Source organism: Pseudovibrio denitrificans JCM 12308 (assembly GCF_001310815.1).
GTDB lineage: Bacteria > Pseudomonadota > Alphaproteobacteria > Rhizobiales > Stappiaceae > Pseudovibrio > Pseudovibrio denitrificans.
In genome coordinates this window covers 50,832-66,481 of the sequence record NZ_BAZK01000002.1, presented here as the reverse complement: position 1 = coordinate 66,481, position 15,650 = coordinate 50,832, and the positions used below count along the sequence as shown (strand labels likewise).

11 protein-coding genes and 3 pseudogenes are annotated in these 15,650 nt (G+C 52.6%); 5 read left to right on the top strand and 9 right to left on the bottom strand.

The window, feature by feature from the left end; genetic code table 11:
- Positions 1 to 29 precede the first annotated feature (29 nt).
- Positions 30 to 1,535, bottom strand: coding sequence for a tetratricopeptide repeat protein (locus JCM12308_RS01975; protein ID WP_128647314.1), 1,506 nt, complete (start codon positions 1,533 to 1,535; stop codon positions 30 to 32).
- Between the two features lie 332 nt (positions 1,536 to 1,867).
- Here JCM12308_RS01975 and JCM12308_RS01970 point away from each other — a divergent pair, with 332 nt between their 5' ends.
- The 3 genes and pseudogenes from JCM12308_RS01970 (at position 1,868) to JCM12308_RS01960 (ending at position 6,092) form a co-directional block, all read left to right on the top strand.
- Positions 1,868 to 2,965 carry a GNAT family N-acetyltransferase gene (locus JCM12308_RS01970; RefSeq protein ID WP_208978190.1) on the top strand — a complete coding sequence of 366 codons (1,098 nt, stop codon included), beginning with the start codon at positions 1,868 to 1,870 and terminating at the stop codon, positions 2,963 to 2,965.
- Positions 2,966 to 3,102: 137 nt separating this feature from the next.
- Positions 3,103 to 4,016: pseudogene (locus JCM12308_RS01965) on the top strand (PhzF family phenazine biosynthesis protein).
- A 519-nt stretch (positions 4,017 to 4,535) separates the two neighbouring features.
- Positions 4,536 to 6,092 carry a 2-isopropylmalate synthase gene (locus JCM12308_RS01960; RefSeq protein ID WP_008547692.1) on the top strand — a complete coding sequence of 519 codons (1,557 nt, stop codon included), beginning with the start codon at positions 4,536 to 4,538 and terminating at the stop codon, positions 6,090 to 6,092.
- Positions 6,093 to 6,150: 58 nt separating this feature from the next.
- On the opposite strand, the gene JCM12308_RS01955 is transcribed toward JCM12308_RS01960, so the two are convergent.
- Positions 6,151 to 6,687: a GNAT family N-acetyltransferase gene (locus JCM12308_RS01955; RefSeq protein WP_208608811.1), complete on the bottom strand. Its 537-nt coding sequence runs from the start codon at positions 6,685 to 6,687 to the stop codon at positions 6,151 to 6,153.
- A 611-nt stretch (positions 6,688 to 7,298) separates the two neighbouring features.
- Entirely contained in the window at positions 7,299 to 8,258 is a 960-nt protein-coding gene (gene miaA, locus JCM12308_RS01950) for a tRNA (adenosine(37)-N6)-dimethylallyltransferase MiaA (RefSeq protein WP_054782706.1), read from the bottom strand.
- A 16-nt stretch (positions 8,259 to 8,274) separates the two neighbouring features.
- Here miaA and serB point away from each other — a divergent pair, with 16 nt between their 5' ends.
- Complete coding sequence (gene serB / locus JCM12308_RS01945; protein ID WP_054782705.1) at positions 8,275 to 9,168, top strand: phosphoserine phosphatase SerB; 894 nt, start codon at positions 8,275 to 8,277, stop codon at positions 9,166 to 9,168.
- Positions 9,169 to 9,237: 69 nt separating this feature from the next.
- Here the strand turns inward: serB and JCM12308_RS01940 are convergent, their stop codons facing one another.
- The 5 genes and pseudogenes from JCM12308_RS01940 to JCM12308_RS32915 form a co-directional block, all read right to left on the bottom strand.
- Entirely contained in the window at positions 9,238 to 10,722 is a 1,485-nt protein-coding gene (locus JCM12308_RS01940) for a DegQ family serine endoprotease (protein ID WP_008547606.1), read from the bottom strand.
- Positions 10,723 to 10,886: 164 nt separating this feature from the next.
- Complete coding sequence (locus JCM12308_RS01935; protein ID WP_014286578.1) at positions 10,887 to 11,081, bottom strand: DUF2065 domain-containing protein; 195 nt, start codon at positions 11,079 to 11,081, stop codon at positions 10,887 to 10,889.
- The gene (gene hflC / locus JCM12308_RS01930) at positions 11,081 to 11,968 is read right to left on the bottom strand and encodes a protease modulator HflC (protein ID WP_008547935.1); all 888 of its coding nucleotides are present in this window, start codon (positions 11,966 to 11,968) and stop codon (positions 11,081 to 11,083) included. The genes JCM12308_RS01935 and hflC overlap by 1 nt, the downstream gene beginning before the upstream one ends.
- Entirely contained in the window at positions 11,968 to 13,134 is a 1,167-nt protein-coding gene (gene hflK, locus JCM12308_RS01925) for an FtsH protease activity modulator HflK (RefSeq protein WP_008547520.1), read from the bottom strand. The genes hflC and hflK overlap by 1 nt, the downstream gene beginning before the upstream one ends.
- Positions 13,135 to 13,483: 349 nt before the next feature.
- Positions 13,484 to 13,947, bottom strand: a pseudogene (locus tag JCM12308_RS32915) (GNAT family N-acetyltransferase).
- A 225-nt stretch (positions 13,948 to 14,172) separates the two neighbouring features.
- Here JCM12308_RS32915 and JCM12308_RS01915 point away from each other — a divergent pair.
- Positions 14,173 to 15,066, top strand: coding sequence for a phytanoyl-CoA dioxygenase family protein (locus tag JCM12308_RS01915; RefSeq protein WP_208978187.1), 894 nt, complete (start codon positions 14,173 to 14,175; stop codon positions 15,064 to 15,066).
- Here the strand turns inward: JCM12308_RS01915 and JCM12308_RS32690 are convergent.
- Positions 15,067 to 15,587: pseudogene (locus JCM12308_RS32690) on the bottom strand (dihydrofolate reductase).
- Between the last annotated feature and the right edge of the window lie 63 nt (positions 15,588 to 15,650).

Genomic DNA, 15,650 nt, shown 5'->3' with positions numbered 1-15,650 from the left:
AACCGGCCACCACTTTTCAGCGATACGCTTTAATTGTGTGGCTGGGTTCGCAACCGCCACTCAAGCTGGTTAAGCGCCCGCTCCGCATCCCGATAACCCTGCTCTGCCGCCATCTTATAAAAATCACGAGCCTTCACCAGATTGCGGTCCATACACCGCCCGCTCTCATGGCAATAACCCAGCAGATAAAAGGCTTCGGGCACGCCTTTGGAAGCTGCAAGCAAAAACATCCGCGCCGCTTCACTCGGGTTTGGCTCTTCATCAAAGCCCTGCAAATAGACTTTGCCCAGCAGCACATCCCCCACGGGCTCACCGCGCTCGGATGCCTCCCGGAACAGATCCTTGGCCCGCTCAATATCCTGCGGCACACCGCGCCCATTGAGATAGAGCAGCCCCGCATTGGTCAGCGCAAACGGAAACCGGGCAGAGGACGCCGTATAAAACTCCAGTGCCAACTCGTAGGATTGCGGAACCCCGCGACCATTTTCATAAAGCACACCTAGATCATTCAATGCCTGCGCATTGCCCTGCTTGGCAGCTGCTTTGTAAAGGCCAATGGCTTTCTTCAGGTTCGGCTTCGTTCCCTGCCCAAGCAGATAGAACCGCCCAAGAGCAAACTGAGATCGGGCCAACCCACGCTTCGCCGCCCGCTCATAATGATAAAACGCCAGCTCCAGATCCCGCTGAACGCCAACACCATCCTCATAAAGCGTGCCGAGATAATGGTTCCCCAGCAGGTGCCCTGCATCAGCGGCAACCCGGTAATGACGAATGGCCCCCATCAGATCAGCCTTCCCGCCATCCCCATTCTCAAGCAGTTCGCCCAGCGGCACATGCGCATCAATGGAACCCAATGCAATCGCCTTTTTATAAAGCGCACGAGAGCGCATCGCATCCCGCTCAACACCAACACCGTCACGATAAAGGCCAGCAAGGTTCTCAATACCCTGCATCAGCCCTGCCATGGCTGCGCCCTTCACCCAATAAAAGGCCAGCTTCGGGTCACGGGCAACACCAATGCCATGCAGATACAAAAGACCCAGATTGTTCTGCGCCCAGGCATCTCCCCAATCCGCTGCAAGCTGGTACAGCTCTCGCGCTTTCACAGGGTCAGCTTCACCATGCTTCCCCTGCCGGTAGATTTCGCCCAAATTGTTATAAGCTGCGGCAAGCCCCATCTCACCCGCTCGCTCATAAAGCTCCATGGCAACCGGCAAATCACGCGGCACCCCATGGCCCATCTCATGCGCAACAGCCAGTCCAAAGACAGCCTGCGCATTGCCCGCAAGGGCCTCTGCACTCAGTGAGTTGATGAGCGCACTCTTGGACATTTCTGCCCGGGTGGAACGATGGATCTTCCCCGCCCTGTTATGCAGCAGCGTCAAACCACCAACGCCCTTGGTCAGCAACAGTTCCTTTTCACTCCCGGTCGCCTGCCAGCTCACGGCATAAGCAGGCAGCCCTTTGGCAACCGCAAGCAAGCATAGGAGTGAAACCAGAATGCGCATGAGAACCTTCTCAACTGTGATTGTCACGGGTCACAAAGAGCGCCATGCGATAAGGGCAAACAGGGTCTGCCTGCGGTAAGCTCTTGTCAGCCAACGAACCTCATGCAAGTAGTTAATCGTTAATCTTTTCGGGTTGGGTATCCTTCAAATCGCGTTGGTCACTTGAAACCATTTCCTCTTTTGGGCCACTATTGGCTGGTTGTTTCAACTAGACCGAAAAGAAGACTGGCGAATCCAGAGCTACGACTTCCTCGGGCACTATTGCTTTTCGTCATAAGTTGTTTTTTGGAGAACCAAGAAGAATGCATTGCCAAATGCGCCCGGCTGAAAAAAGCCAAGCCATTGCCCTCACAAACATAATGCACGCAGCCAAAGGCCACTGGGGCTATGATCCTCAGGACATGCAGGAGTTCCGCGATCACTGGAAGATCACGCCGGAAATGATCGACAAAGATCCGATCCTTGTGATCTTGGAGGAAGATCATCCCATCGGTTTTGCCCGTGTTCTCAAAGAAAGCACGGAGGTTGCGCTGCTCGATTGTCTGTTTGTGTTGCCAGAGGCACACGGAAAAGGCCATGGCGCATGGCTGCTGGAAGGCGCAGAGGAAACCGCCAAACGCATGCAATGCACGCAGCTGCGCCTTGAATCAGATGCAAATGCAGCTCCGTTCTATGCTCATCACGGCTATCACAGCACCAGCAGCAGGCCGAGTGCTTTCCAGGGTGCTGGCCCGATTGAGCACATGCAGAAGGATCTCACGCCTCAGATCCACGAGATCTCCGAAATTGACCTGAAGCTCGATATGGCCGCCACCTGGGACTTTGCGACCCACAACAGCGAGGCTATCAAAGCCAACTGGCAAACCCTGATCTCTGATAATCCGGATCTTTGGGATGGCAAAGTCCTGTCACTCTATCAGTACTCCTTGGACAACGCCCAGTTCACTGGCGAACTGGTAGAGATCAACTACTCCGAATTTCTGGCGTGGCGCGACTGGGGCTTCCCGGACAGAAGCGCAAAGGATCTGTTCGGCTGCACTGTGCTGCACTCCAGAGAAGGTCACTTGGTCTTTGGTAAAATGGCTGGCAACACCGCAACCGCCGGTCAGGTTTACCCGCCAGGTGGAAATCTTGATCTCAATGATATCACTCCCTCCGGTGAGGTGGATATCTTCGGCTCCATTGCTCGTGAGCTGGAAGAAGAAACCGGTCTCACACTCGATCAGGGTGATCTGGGTGAGGTCCTTGCCATTGAAGATGGACCACGGCTGGCCATTGCCCGTATTTTAACATTGCAACTCAGCTCAGACGAAATCCTTTCAAAAATCTCACATTTCAACGCAAACCAGGAAAAACCTGAGTTGGAAGAAGCAGTTATCATTACATCACCAGAAGATCTGAAAGCCTATCGCGTGCCACCTTATGCAATCGCGCTCACCGCACATCTGTTAAATTAACGAGCTATATTCATTTGCAGACTTGTATTTGGTGCCAAAACAATCTTGAGTAGCGCTCAAGCTAACATTTTTCGCATGCTGGGCTCATGCTCCAAGGCCATCAGCCCAGCACCAAACTGAGATAATTGGACTTTAAAATGGCCAGACCTTATGCCCTGCTAGACGTTTTCACTGATAAGGCGCTGGCAGGTAATCCGCTTGCAGTCGTTCTGGACGCAAAAGGATTATCAGACTCTCAGATGCAGCGGATCGCCTGCGAGTTCAATCTCTCTGAAACCGTCTTCGTTTTGCCGCCGGAAAACCCGGCTCATAACGCATCCATCCGCATCTTCACACCATCCATGGAACTGCCATTCGCCGGTCATCCAACAGTTGGCACTGCAGTGCTGCTGGCTGAGAACCGCTTTGGCGCACCGGATAACGACATGGATATGCTGGTACTGCTGGAAGAGAAAGTCGGTCTGGTTCGCTGCGCTGTCGCCCTGCAAAAAGGCAAAGCCACTTCCGCTGAGTTTGATGTGCCAAGCTACCGAAGCCAGCGCAGAAACTGGGCGACAAAGATGTAATCGCTGCAGCGCTCTCGCTGGAACCAAATGAAATCACTTTCGAAAACCACAAGCCGAAAGCGTGGGAAGCAGGTGTTCCATTTGCATTTGTTCCTGTGGCTGACATGGACGCCATCAACCGCATCCAGCCCGTACACAAGTACTGGGACGAAGCGTTCGGCGATATCGCGCACAACAACGCCTTCGCCTATTGCCGCCAGACCATCCATGTAGACAGCGCCTTCCACGCCCGCATGGTCTACTTGGAAAACAGCCTGCCACGGGAAGACGCTGCGACCGGATCTGCCGTCGCCGCCTTCGCCGGGTCCATTGCCGAGTTTGATGCCCCGCTGGATGGCACACACAAGTATCTCATTGAGCAGGGCTTCAAGATGGGTCGCCCCTCCTCCATCTCACTGGAAATGGAGATGCAGTCCGGCAAAATCCACGCGCACCGCATTGGCGGACAGGCAGTTGTCCTCGCACGCGGCGAACTGCTGCTTTGATCGATTATTCCGCAGGAGCGCTTCAAGCCTCCTCCGCTTTTCCGCTGCGCTGTGAACCAATTGAGATTATCTCAGCGTGAGCTGCATATACTTTTGAGTAATCAGAGCCCTGTCTTTGAGTAAAATTCTTGCGTTTCCACCTCATATCCGCTAGGAAAATTACAGATTTGGCAAAAACGAGACTTACTCGGTAACGCTTAAAGAAGAATTGGCTAGTAATTTCAGACGAGTATCTGACACCTAAGTGATTAGAAACGTTTGATTCTGAGCCATAGCGACGAAAAGGCAGCTGACAGATAATGATCGCGAACCGCGACAATCTGAATGAAAACAGCACCATGCGCCCGCATGGCGGCCTCTTCCTACGCACCCTCCTTCTACTTAGATGCCCCTAGGCGTCGGCTGCCCCGTATCTGGGCGGGCACTTAGGGGATCATCTAAATATCTGAGATTGAAGGAAAATCCCCAGGCGCTATTCAGGACAAGCAAGCTGTCGGGGCAAAGTTGAAGGCATCACCAATGACCGCATCCGCTAAAGACCAAGTAGTTATTTTCGACACCACCCTGCGCGACGGAGAACAATCTCCAGGCGCGTCCATGACATTGGAAGAAAAGCTGCAAGTCGCAGAATTACTTGACACAATGGGCGTTAACATCATTGAGGCTGGCTTCCCGATTGCGTCTCAGGGTGACTTTGAAGCGGTCAGTGAAATCGCCAAACGCTCCCAGAACTCCATCATCGCAGGTCTGGCCCGCGCAATTCCGGCAGACATCGATCGCGCTGGAGAAGCGATTAAGCTGGCAAATCAAGGCCGTATCCATACTTTCGTCTCCACCTCTCCGATCCATCTGCAGTTCCAGATGAACAAGACCGAAGAGCAGGTTCTGGAGATCATCACCAAAACCGTGACACAGGCTCGCAACCTGATCGATGACATCGAGTGGTCCGCCATGGACGCCACCCGTACCTCCATCGAATACCTGAGCCGCTGCGTGGAAGCCGCCATCAACGCTGGTGCAACCACCATCAACCTGCCAGACACCGTTGGCTACGCAACACCTGCCGAATATCAGAGCATGTTCGAGCAGATCATTGCGAACGTGCCGAACTCAGATAAAGCAGTATTCTCAGTACATTGTCACAATGACCTGGGTCTGGCTGCTGCAAACTCTCTGGCTGGTGTCGCAGGTGGTGCACGTCAGATCGAATGTACAATCAACGGCTTGGGCGAGCGTGCTGGTAACGCGGCTCTGGAAGAAATCGTCATGGCCCTGCGCACCCGCAGCGATGTGTTGCCATATGAGTGCTCCATCGATCCAGCCTATCTGACCCGCGCTTCCAAGCTGGTTTCCGCCGTTTCTTCCTTTCCCGTCCAGTACAACAAAGCCATCGTAGGCAAGAACGCATTTGCTCACGAGAGCGGCATTCACCAGGACGGCATGCTGAAGCACGCAGAGACCTACGAAATCATGCGTCCGGAAGACGTAGGAGTTCGCGCAACTTCCCTGGTCATGGGCAAGCACTCCGGTCGTCATGCGTTCAAAGACAAGCTGTCTGAGTTGGGTTACGAGTTGGGCGACAACGCTCTGCAGGAAGCCTTCCGTCGCTTTAAAGACTTGGCAGACCGTAAGAAAAACGTCTACGACGAAGACATTGAAGCGCTGGTGGAAGATCAGATCACCATCGAAAGCGAAAGCGTCAAGGTTATCGCTCTGACCGTGATTGCAGGTACCGGCGGACCACAGAAAGCCATCCTGACCATGGATGTCAACGGCAAGCACGAGACCCGCGAAGCCACTGGCGACGGCCCTGTCGATGCAACCTTCAATGCCATCAAGGCAATCTGGCCACACGATGCAACCATGTCCCTCTATCAGGTACATGCAGTCACCGAAGGCACCGATGCACAGGCTGAGGTTTCTGTACGTCTGGAAGACAACGGCAAGATCGCAACTGGTAAAGGTGCCGACACCGATACTCTGGTCGCATCCGCCCGCGCCTACGTTTCAGCTCTGAACAAACTGGCCATTCGCCGCCAGCGTCAGGTGAACGTTGAAGATGCGATCAGCGTTTAAGCCTATGTAATTTCAAGGAAAGAGCGCGGGTTGAATGCCCGCGCTTTTTTGTGCCTGCTTAGGCAGGAACAGCCAGCTTCTGGCAGCTTGGGCTCAGCACCTGATAGAACTCGCAGGGCATGCCATCCACCATCCGTGTCTCACGGAACTCAAAGCCAGCACGTATCATCACCTTCTTGGAGGCATGGTTCTCCGGATGCGCAAAGGCAAGCAGATGGGAGTAATAGGTGTTCTCAAAGAACCACTCCACAAGCGCCTGCGCGATCTCACTGCCTAGCCCTTGGTTCCAGTAATGCTGATGCAGGGTGTAGCCCATCTCGACTTCAGCGGTCTTCTCATAAAGAGAGAAGCCGGCTCGTCCAACGAACTCACCATCACGCGTAGACAGATGCCACTTGCTGAAGCCCATCAGTTCCTGTGTTTCAATGAAACCAGCCAACCGCTTTTTCACGGTAGAGATGTCCCAGGCCACATTGGTGGGCTGCAGATACCGGTTAACGACTGGGTTACTATGGAGGCAAACTAGATCTGCCAGATCATCAGAGGTAAAAGGACGTGCCCGGAGCCGTTTGGTTTCCAGAATTGGGAGTGTCACGCTCGCTTCCTCCATTATAATCACACGCCAGCCAGTCCGTGAAAACAGGCCACGTGAGACCAACAGCCTCTGGTCATTTTCGGAACTAACTTTCCCGACGAAAGACCACTTTTAATGCATGCGCTATGCTTACAAGCATGGGCGAAACTTAAAGGCGAGTGCTTGATGGCACTTTAATATGTCTAAAAAGCGTCAGAACCCATGTTTCATGCAATCCTTTGAAATTCAGTAGGATTTTCTCGAAGAAAGTATGCAGACAACATTTATTACGGCAAAATTACGTTCTCAAATTACCATAGATTTGCCGGATAACGCTATTTATGCGATCCGCACAATGACTTAAGGTAAACCTACCCTAACAGCACCCATAACAATCACTTAAAATTAGTACTGGTCGGTGGAGTAATCTCACACCGACCAGAGCTCTAAGGAGCCTCAGCTCCGCCGCATATTTAAATTCTCGGAAAAAAGTATGGCTTGTTTGGCGGCCTCTGCCAAACGTGCGCCTCTCTTTAAAGAAACCATAGAAAGTTGTCACTCAGAAATTCATTCGTAAAACTATCTATCTGCTAATTTTAACAGGGAATTTCGCCTATCAATAAAATCGGGCGTCACGCTTTCTCTGAGAAAGCTGTCTTCACAGTTTCGACAAACTCGGCGACATCATCCGGATTCAGCGGATCAAGGTTCGGCCAACTGGAAAGTTGTCCCCTGAAGAACGTGGATTGTCGCTTAGCGTAGCGGCGAGTCTCCGTCTTCGCTTTCTCAATCGCCCATTCCATCGTGGTGTGTCCATTCGCAGCTTCCGCTAGCTGCTTCACCCCAATCGCCTTCATCACCTGTAGGTTGGGATCAAGCCCCTTGGCCCAGAGCGCACAAACCTCTTCAACAGCTCCTTGCTCCACCATCATATCAAACCGGCGATGGATACGATCATGCAGCACCTTCCGGTCCGGCGAGAGCACAATGGTGACAGCTTCATCAGCAGCAAGCAAAGGTGTGCTTCGCTCATTCTGCCAAACAGAGAGTGACTTGCCTGTCCCCTCAATGACCTCCAGAGCCCGCACGATGCGCTGTGTGTCTGACGGATGCAACCGCTCCGCCATAACCGTATCACGCTCCCCAAGCGCTGCATGAAGCTCCTCAGAAGTAGCTTTATGCGCAAACGTGCGCCAACGCTGGCGAATGTCCTCTGGAATATCCGGCAGCAAGGAGAGGCCTTCTAAAGCTGATTTGAAGTACAGCCCGGTTCCACCAACAACCACCAGCGGACGATTATCCTCTCGAGCCCTCGCCAACAGCTCACCAAACTCGGTCAACCAGTTCATCACACTGTAAGGCTGCTCACTGGCCACATGACCGAACAGGTAATGAGGTGCTTGCGATTCTTCTTCTGCACTCGGGCGAGCGCTCAATATGTGCAGATCAGAATAGATTTGCATGGAATCTGCATTAACAACCCACGCATCCAGCTCTTTTGCCAGTTGAATGGAAAGAGCTGTCTTGCCGCTGGCCGTCGGTCCGGCTATCAACACGGCAACAGGCCTTTTCCCAGTGCCATTCACTTGCACAGTTCGAGAGCTGCTTATGTCGTTTGTTGTCACGCTCATTTCCAATCCAGCCAAACCTGCTGTCACTGAAGACCTTATCGAAAAGATCAGTGCCCTTCTGCCCGCAACGCCTCAGGTTAAAGTTCTCCGACCACAGATCGCAGTTGATCTGGCGGTTGAAGCACCTGCAGATGCTGAAGAGCTCGAAAGCTCTATTCGCACAAACCTTGCAGATGCACCAGTTGACGTTTTCATTCAACCCCAGAATGGCCGCAGAAAGAAACTCCTGATCGCAGACATGGATTCCACCATGATCCAGCAGGAATGCATCGACGAACTGGCAGCAGAGCTGGGCCTGAAGGAAAAGATCTCCGATATCACCGAACGTGCCATGCGCGGTGAGATCGAGTTTGAACCTGCTCTGCGTGAACGCGTTGCACTACTGAAAGGCCTCGGCACCGAGGTGATCGGCAAGACCATCGAGAACCGCATCACCCTGACACCGGGTGGCAGAGAACTCATCCAGACCATGAAAGCCAACGGTGGCTACGCAGCACTGGTCTCTGGTGGTTTCACGTCCTTTACCCGTAAGATCGCTGAGGTCATAGGCTTTGATGAAAACAAAGCCAACACCCTTTTGGAAGCCGACGGCAAACTCTCTGGAGAAGTGGCTGAGCCAATTCTCGGCAAGCAGGCCAAGCTGGATCGCCTGAACGAGCTGACAGAAGAAAAGAACATCGCTCTGGAAGATGCAATCGCAGTCGGTGATGGCGCGAATGATCTTGCTATGATCTGCGCTGCGGGCCTCGGTGTTGCCTTCCACGCGAAGCCAAAGGTCGCGGCTGAGGCACGCGCCATGATCAACCACGGCGATCTGACCGCCCTGCTCTATCTGCAGGGTTACAGCTATGATGAGTTCGTGAAGAACTAAACTTCACCAACCAACAAAAAAGCCGCTCCCAATACGGAAGCGGCTTTTTCCATGTCTTATAAGGGCGTCTTATTCTTCGATACGAACCGCAACGAAGCGAAGCTCACCAGCACCATTGGAAAGCAACAGCAACGCAGAGCGGCGCTTGTCGGCTTTCAGAGCTTCAACCATATCAACAACGTCTTTCGGTGAAGCCACTGGTTCTTGAGCGACCTCAACGATCACGTCACCAGCACGCACCCGCTTGTCTTCGGCAGAGCTGCCCTCAGCCACGCGAGTGATCACCACGCCTTCAATTTCATCGGAAAGAGCGAAGCGTTCACGAAGAGGCTCATCAATCTTGGCAAGAGACAGACCCAGCACAACGGTCTCGTCAGCTTTATCCTTCGGGCTTTCCTGCTCTTCTTCAACCTGTTCAACTTCAGCTACTTCATCAAGACGGCCAAGCGTGACTTCGATCTCAACCTCTTCACCACGGCGAAGAACAGTCAGCGGCACGGTGCTGCCAATTGTGGTGGTCGCAACCATACGCGGCAGATCACGCATCTCAGGCACTTCACGACCATCAAAGGTAAGCACCACATCACCCGGCATGATGCCTGCTTCCTTTGCAGGACCATCTTCAGAAACGCCGGCAATCAACGCACCCTGCGCGTTATCCATGCCAAGGCTCTCGGCAATCTCGTCAGTCACATGCTGAATACGAACGCCCAACCAACCGCGTCGGGTTTCACCAAACTCACGCAGCTGCGCAATCACACGAGTTGCGGTTTCAGCAGGAATAGCAAAGCCAATGCCGATAGACCCACCAGACGGTGAGAAGATCACCGTGTTGATGCCCACAACCTCACCGTCCATGTTGAACAACGGACCACCAGAGTTACCGCGGTTGATCGCAGCATCGGTTTGAATGAAGTTGTCATATGGACCGGAGTTGATATCACGGTTACGCGCTGAAACGATACCAGCCGTCACAGTGCCACCAAGGCCAAACGGGTTACCAATCGCCATCACCCAGTCACCAACACGCAGCACTTCTGAGCTGCCAAATTTGACTGAGTCCAGTGTAGATTGGGGCTCAACCTTCAAGACAGCAAGGTCAGTCTTTTCATCTGAGCCAAGAAGCTCAGCGGAAAGCTTTGTGCCATCATTGAAGTTGACGGTAATCTCATCAGCACCTTCAATCACATGGTTGTTCGTAACAATGATGCCCTCATCACCATCGATCACAAACCCGGAACCAAGCGACTGAACCCGCTGAGGACTTTCACCTTCAGGTTCTTGCCCATTGAAAAACTCTTCAAAAAATTCCTGGAATGGAGATCCTTCCGGAACATCAGGCAACTGAAGAGAACGCTTGGCTTTCACACGCTGCGCAGTGGAAATATTCACCACAGCATCGCCAAGTTCTTCTGCAAGATCCGCCAGAGATTCAGGGCCACGTGCCTGAGCGTTGTTAAAGCTGCCGGTCACTGCCGCAACTCCAAGCACGCTCGCAAAAACAATTGCCTTGATTGATCGTCCAAGCTCAAGGCGAGGGAAAACACCGGCCATAAGCCATCTCCTCAGATTATCAGGTGAGCATACACGCGCCACCAGAACGCATTCTGAAAACAAATATGCCCGCGCTTGGTTAATAAAGCGCGGGCAAAACTAACATTTATTTTTTTACAGCGTCAGGCTGAATTCTCGCAGTTGTATCATTGGCAAATCTGCGTCTAGCCACTCAGCGAACGCACCAACCATACAATCAGAACACCCAACGCCATTGCTGCGACACCACCAAGACGGAGAGACTGATCAGGAATTTCCTGAGCCTTCCGCATGAACTCCTTCAAATGACCCGGGGCAAGAGCGTAGACCACTCCCTCAACAACGAGGACAAGCCCCAGAGCCACAATAAAATCATTCATTACTGGGCAGCACCAGCCGCCGGAGCACTTACATTTCCGCGTGGATCGTTGAAGTAGCGGAAGAAGTCAGAGTCCGGAGACAGGACCAGAGAGGTATCACCCTTCTCCATTGCGGTCCGGTACGCCTGCATAGAGCGATAGAACTCGAAGAAGCCTGGGTCTTTGCCATAAGCTTCAGCGAAGATCTGGTTGGCAGCCGCATCACCATCACCGCGGATCACCTGCGCATCACGCTCAGCTTCCGCAACAATAACGGTCGCATCACGGTCCGCACGGGACTTAATGCGGCGGGACTGCTCTTCACCCTGTGCGCGGATTTCAGTCGCTTCACGCTGACGCTCGGTCTGCATGCGGCGGAAAATCGCCTGGGAGTTCGCTTCCGGAAGGTCCGCACGGCGGATCTTCACGTCAATCACGTCCATACCAATCGCAGCAGCACGCTTATCAACGTCCTGACGGATCTGCTCCATCAGGTTGGAACGATCATCACGAACCACCTGCTCCAGAGTTGCGTTACCCAAAACGCCACGCAGACTGGAATCCAGGAACGTAGCCAGACGGGAAGCACCCGCAGGAATGTTGTTCACGGACTGATAGAAGCGGACTGGATCGGAAATCCGGTAACGCGCAAACGCATCAACCAGAAGACGCTTTTTGTCAGCAAGGATTGGCTCGATTGGAGGCATGTTCAGATCAAGGATACGCTTGTCGATGATCAGAACGTTCTGCCAAGGAGCTTTGAACTTGAGGCCCGGAGTTGTCTGAACGCCGCGTACTTCACCAAACTGCAGAACCAATGCCTGCTGTGCTGGGTTCAGGCTAAATGTGGACCAGTAAAGAACCAGCGCAACGATAGCAATTGCAATGCCAAGAAGACCACTTTTCATCAGTTGTTTCCTCCAGCACGCTTGTTCAGCTGGTCAAGCGGCAGGTATGGCACCACGCCATTCTGCTGACCGTTTCCGTCAATGATAATTTTTGGATTTTTACTCAAGACCTCTTCCATTGTCTCAAGATAGAGGCGCTGACGAATAACGTCCGGAGACTTCGCGTATTCCTCATAGATTTTGGTAAAGCGATCAGCCTGACCTTTTGCTTCCGCAACTGTTTTATCACGGTAACCTTGTGCTGCTTCAGAGACGCGAGCAGCAGAACCGCGCGCTTCTGGAACAATCCGGTTTGCATAAGCCTGCGCTTCGTTCTGTACACGTTCCTGGTCAGCACGCGCTGCCTGAACATCACGGAACGCTTCAATAACCTGCGCTGGCGGGTCAACCTTCTGCATCTGAACGTTGGTGATCTGGATACCAGACTTGTAGTTATCCAGCGTCTCCTGCATCAGCTTCTGAACAGCCTGCTGGATCGGTGTACGACTTTCAGTCAGAATCGCATCAATCTGAGAGCTACCTACGACTTCACGCATCGCGCTTTCAGCAACAGCTTTAACGGTGCCTTCCGGGTTTTGAATGTTAAACAGGAATTCCTGAACACCAGTAGGAGTGTTCTGAATGACCCACTGAACCTTGAAGTCAACATCAACGATGTTTTCGTCACCGGTCAGCATCAGGCTTTCTTCTGGCACATCGCGTGTAGAAACCGCGCTGCGACCGGAGAACTGCTGCAGACCAATTGTGGTCTCGCGAACACCTTGTACGTTTGGTGTTTCGACAGAACCGATCGGATACGGCCAGTTGTAGTTCAGACCTGGACCGGTCTGGCCCACGACCTTACCGAACACCATAGGAACGCCCACATAACCTTCGTCAACGCGATAAAGGCCAGTAGCCATCCAAATCAAAACAGCAACGAGGATCGCGAACAGAACACCTTTAAAGCCAAGGCCACCGCCATCACCTGGAAGAACAGTCTTCAGATGATCCTGGCCACGCTTTAAAATTTCCTCGAAATCAGGTGGGTTACCGCCGTTGTTACCGCCGCCACGCTGTGGGCCGCCGCCACCGCCCCAAGGGCCACCACCGCCCTTGTTGCCGCCGGAGTTCCCCCAAGGGCCGCCGTTATTGCCGCCACCTCCGCTTTGATTGCTCCAAGGCATAGAGAGATCCCTTTACTAGGTATGCTGCCGGACAAACCGACAAATAAATGAGAGTTGGACTAAGCCAACTATTACTTGATTAGGGTTATAGGCAAGTTACCAGCGCCTTTCAACGAATGCAGATAAGCCAAAAGGCTGCACTTTATGGAAAAACACCCAAACCCCACAGAAACCGGACATTATTGAAGAAGATAAGCCTTCTTTCGCGCGTTTCAACCGACGCTCAAAAGCTCACCTACAAATTTCAGCTGTAAGAATTAAAGGCATATTCTGGCAAATTCTTGCTGTTTTGCTCAACAAAACGTAAACCACGCCAAGACACAGCAGAAACGTGCAGGTTCACACATCCTCAGCTTTCAGGCGGCTGCCTTAAACGCATGTCCACATGCGGAATGCCATCTTCCGGATAAATCTCGGAAATCGCAAAGAAACCGCACTGGCCATAAAAATCCTGAAGGTAGGCTTGAGCCTGCAGCTCAACGCGGGCGTCATCATTGGTGGCGGCGCAATAAGAAAGCGCTGCATCCATCAGTTTCCGAGCAATGCCCTGCCTCGTGCTTCCTTGGCAACAATCACACGGCCAATCTTGAACACATCGCCATCTTCGTATTTCAGGAGGATACGCAACGCTCCGATGATCTCGCCTGCATCATTCAGCACCAACACATGCTTAGCGACCGGATCCAGCCCATCAACGTCGGGATAAGCACATTCCTGTTCAACAATGAACACATCACACCGAAGCTTCAGCAGCGAGTACAGCTGTTCAAGACTGAACTCGTTGAAGTCTTTAAGCTCAAGAAACTGGGACATTCCACCTCAAAATTCCGCAGCTTACTCCCACGGAGCAAGCCTCAAACCCTCTGTTATGTTGGTCTTCAGCGTTCATTTTGCAAGGGAATTGCTGCCAAAAACTAATCTTTAGGCAGATTTCACACGCAGAAACAGAAGGAAAGACCGCACGTACTGATCCCCTTAACCTCTCGTTAATGAATAGCGGCGGGGATGCGTATGCGGGCAATGAAGCCAAAATACCTGATGAACAGCTTGCAGCGCAGATTTCTGCCGTCCTCCGCCTACCAGTCAGAATGGGATGAGGAAACAGTACCAAGCTGGTTCCACCATGAGCTCTCAGACCTGCATCACCAAAAACGCGAAAAACAAGCCAAGCTCCACATGACCCTGCCAGCTTCCTGCGCGCAAGCTCTGCAAACTCATGGCATCTGGATCAAGCACAACGCGTTACCCAGAGAGTTCTTTCGCAGATTGAAGTTCGAGGCGTTCGATTACTTCGTAGGGCAAAGAGATCGCAACAAGCGTCTCCTATCCAACTGGCACAACGCGCAAAGCTTCACACTTCCACTCAACTACACCCATCTGCTGAGGCAACCATTCCTGCAATCAGCGATCACCGACGAGTTAATCCCTCCACCCCTGCAATATGCGGCAGGGCGAAAAGGCAAACCCATGTATCAGCTGGAGGCGATGGCTCAGTGCGCACCAGCCTTCCGTTTTGAAACGGATGGCAACAGCACGCCACCATTTGAGATTGAGCATGATGCACGTGCACCGGGCGCAACAGCGCTACTGTTTCTGGAAACCATCACACCGGAAGATGGCGCGCTATTCTATATCCCCGGCTCTCACCGTATGACGGAGCAGCGCATCTTCTGGGAATACCAGCGGCACATATATCTTGCGGAGATCGATGAGGAAGAAGAGTCGCCCATCACAGGGCTCAGTGACTTGCAGGAGCTGGACCTGCCACCACTCCTACCGCTCAATGTTCAGGCAAACACATTGCTGATCTGGGATAGAACAGGTTTCCATGGGCGTTTGCCAAGCACCAACAACTCTCAAAACGCCCACACTGCACACCGGTTAGCTTTACGTGCTGATCTCTCGACCAAATCCTCAGCCCGCGGCAACTAATCAGAGGCGACGGCGGTAGATTTCCAGGGAGGAATCCGCAGAGTCTTTTTCTCCACGATCAAACGGCGTCCGCTCCGCAAGTTCCCACTCATCCTCATGGATCTCAGGAAACTTGGTGTCACCATCCGGTTGAGCATGGATACGCGTGATGTAGAGCGTCGAGGCCTTCGGCATGGCTTCTTTATAGATCTGCCCACCACCAACAATCATGATTTCATCGACATCATCATTCTCGCAATATCATTGGCCAGAGTAAGCGCATCCCCAAGGCTACTCACCACTTCAACACCGTCATAGGCGTAATTCGGATCACGCGTAATCACGATGTTTTTGCGGTTTGGCAGAGGTTTGCCAAGCGTCGTGCAAATGCTCTCAAACGTACGCCGCCCCATAATGACTGGCTTGCCTGTCGTCGTCTTGCGAAAGAATTTCAGATCGGTAGAAACAGACCATGGCATGTCGTTGTTTGCGCCAATCACACCATTTTCAGCAACAGCTGAAATCATCGAAATTTGCTTCATCCTATCCTCAATCGGCAAGAGACATGGGGCAGTCGAGAGACGAGAGCATGGCTGCTCTCATCC

Bases quoted from the DNA above. Each gene is read 5' to 3' on its own strand.
- JCM12308_RS01970 (WP_208978190.1), top strand. From the start codon at position 1,868: ATGCACGCAGCCAAAGGCCACTGGGGCTATGATCCTCAGGACATGCAG.
- JCM12308_RS01960 (WP_008547692.1), top strand. From the start codon at position 4,536: ATGACCGCATCCGCTAAAGACCAAGTAGTTATTTTCGACACCACCCTG.
- serB (WP_054782705.1), top strand. From the start codon at position 8,275: ATGTCGTTTGTTGTCACGCTCATTTCCAATCCAGCCAAACCTGCTGTC.
- JCM12308_RS01940 (WP_008547606.1), bottom strand. From the start codon at position 10,722: ATGGCCGGTGTTTTCCCTCGCCTTGAGCTTGGACGATCAATCAAGGCA.
- JCM12308_RS01935 (WP_014286578.1), bottom strand. From the start codon at position 11,081: ATGAATGATTTTATTGTGGCTCTGGGGCTTGTCCTCGTTGTTGAGGGA.
- hflC (WP_008547935.1), bottom strand. From the start codon at position 11,968: ATGAAAAGTGGTCTTCTTGGCATTGCAATTGCTATCGTTGCGCTGGTT.
- hflK (WP_008547520.1), bottom strand. From the start codon at position 13,134: ATGCCTTGGAGCAATCAAAGCGGAGGTGGCGGCAATAACGGCGGCCCT.
- JCM12308_RS01915 (WP_208978187.1), top strand. From the start codon at position 14,173: ATGAACAGCTTGCAGCGCAGATTTCTGCCGTCCTCCGCCTACCAGTCA.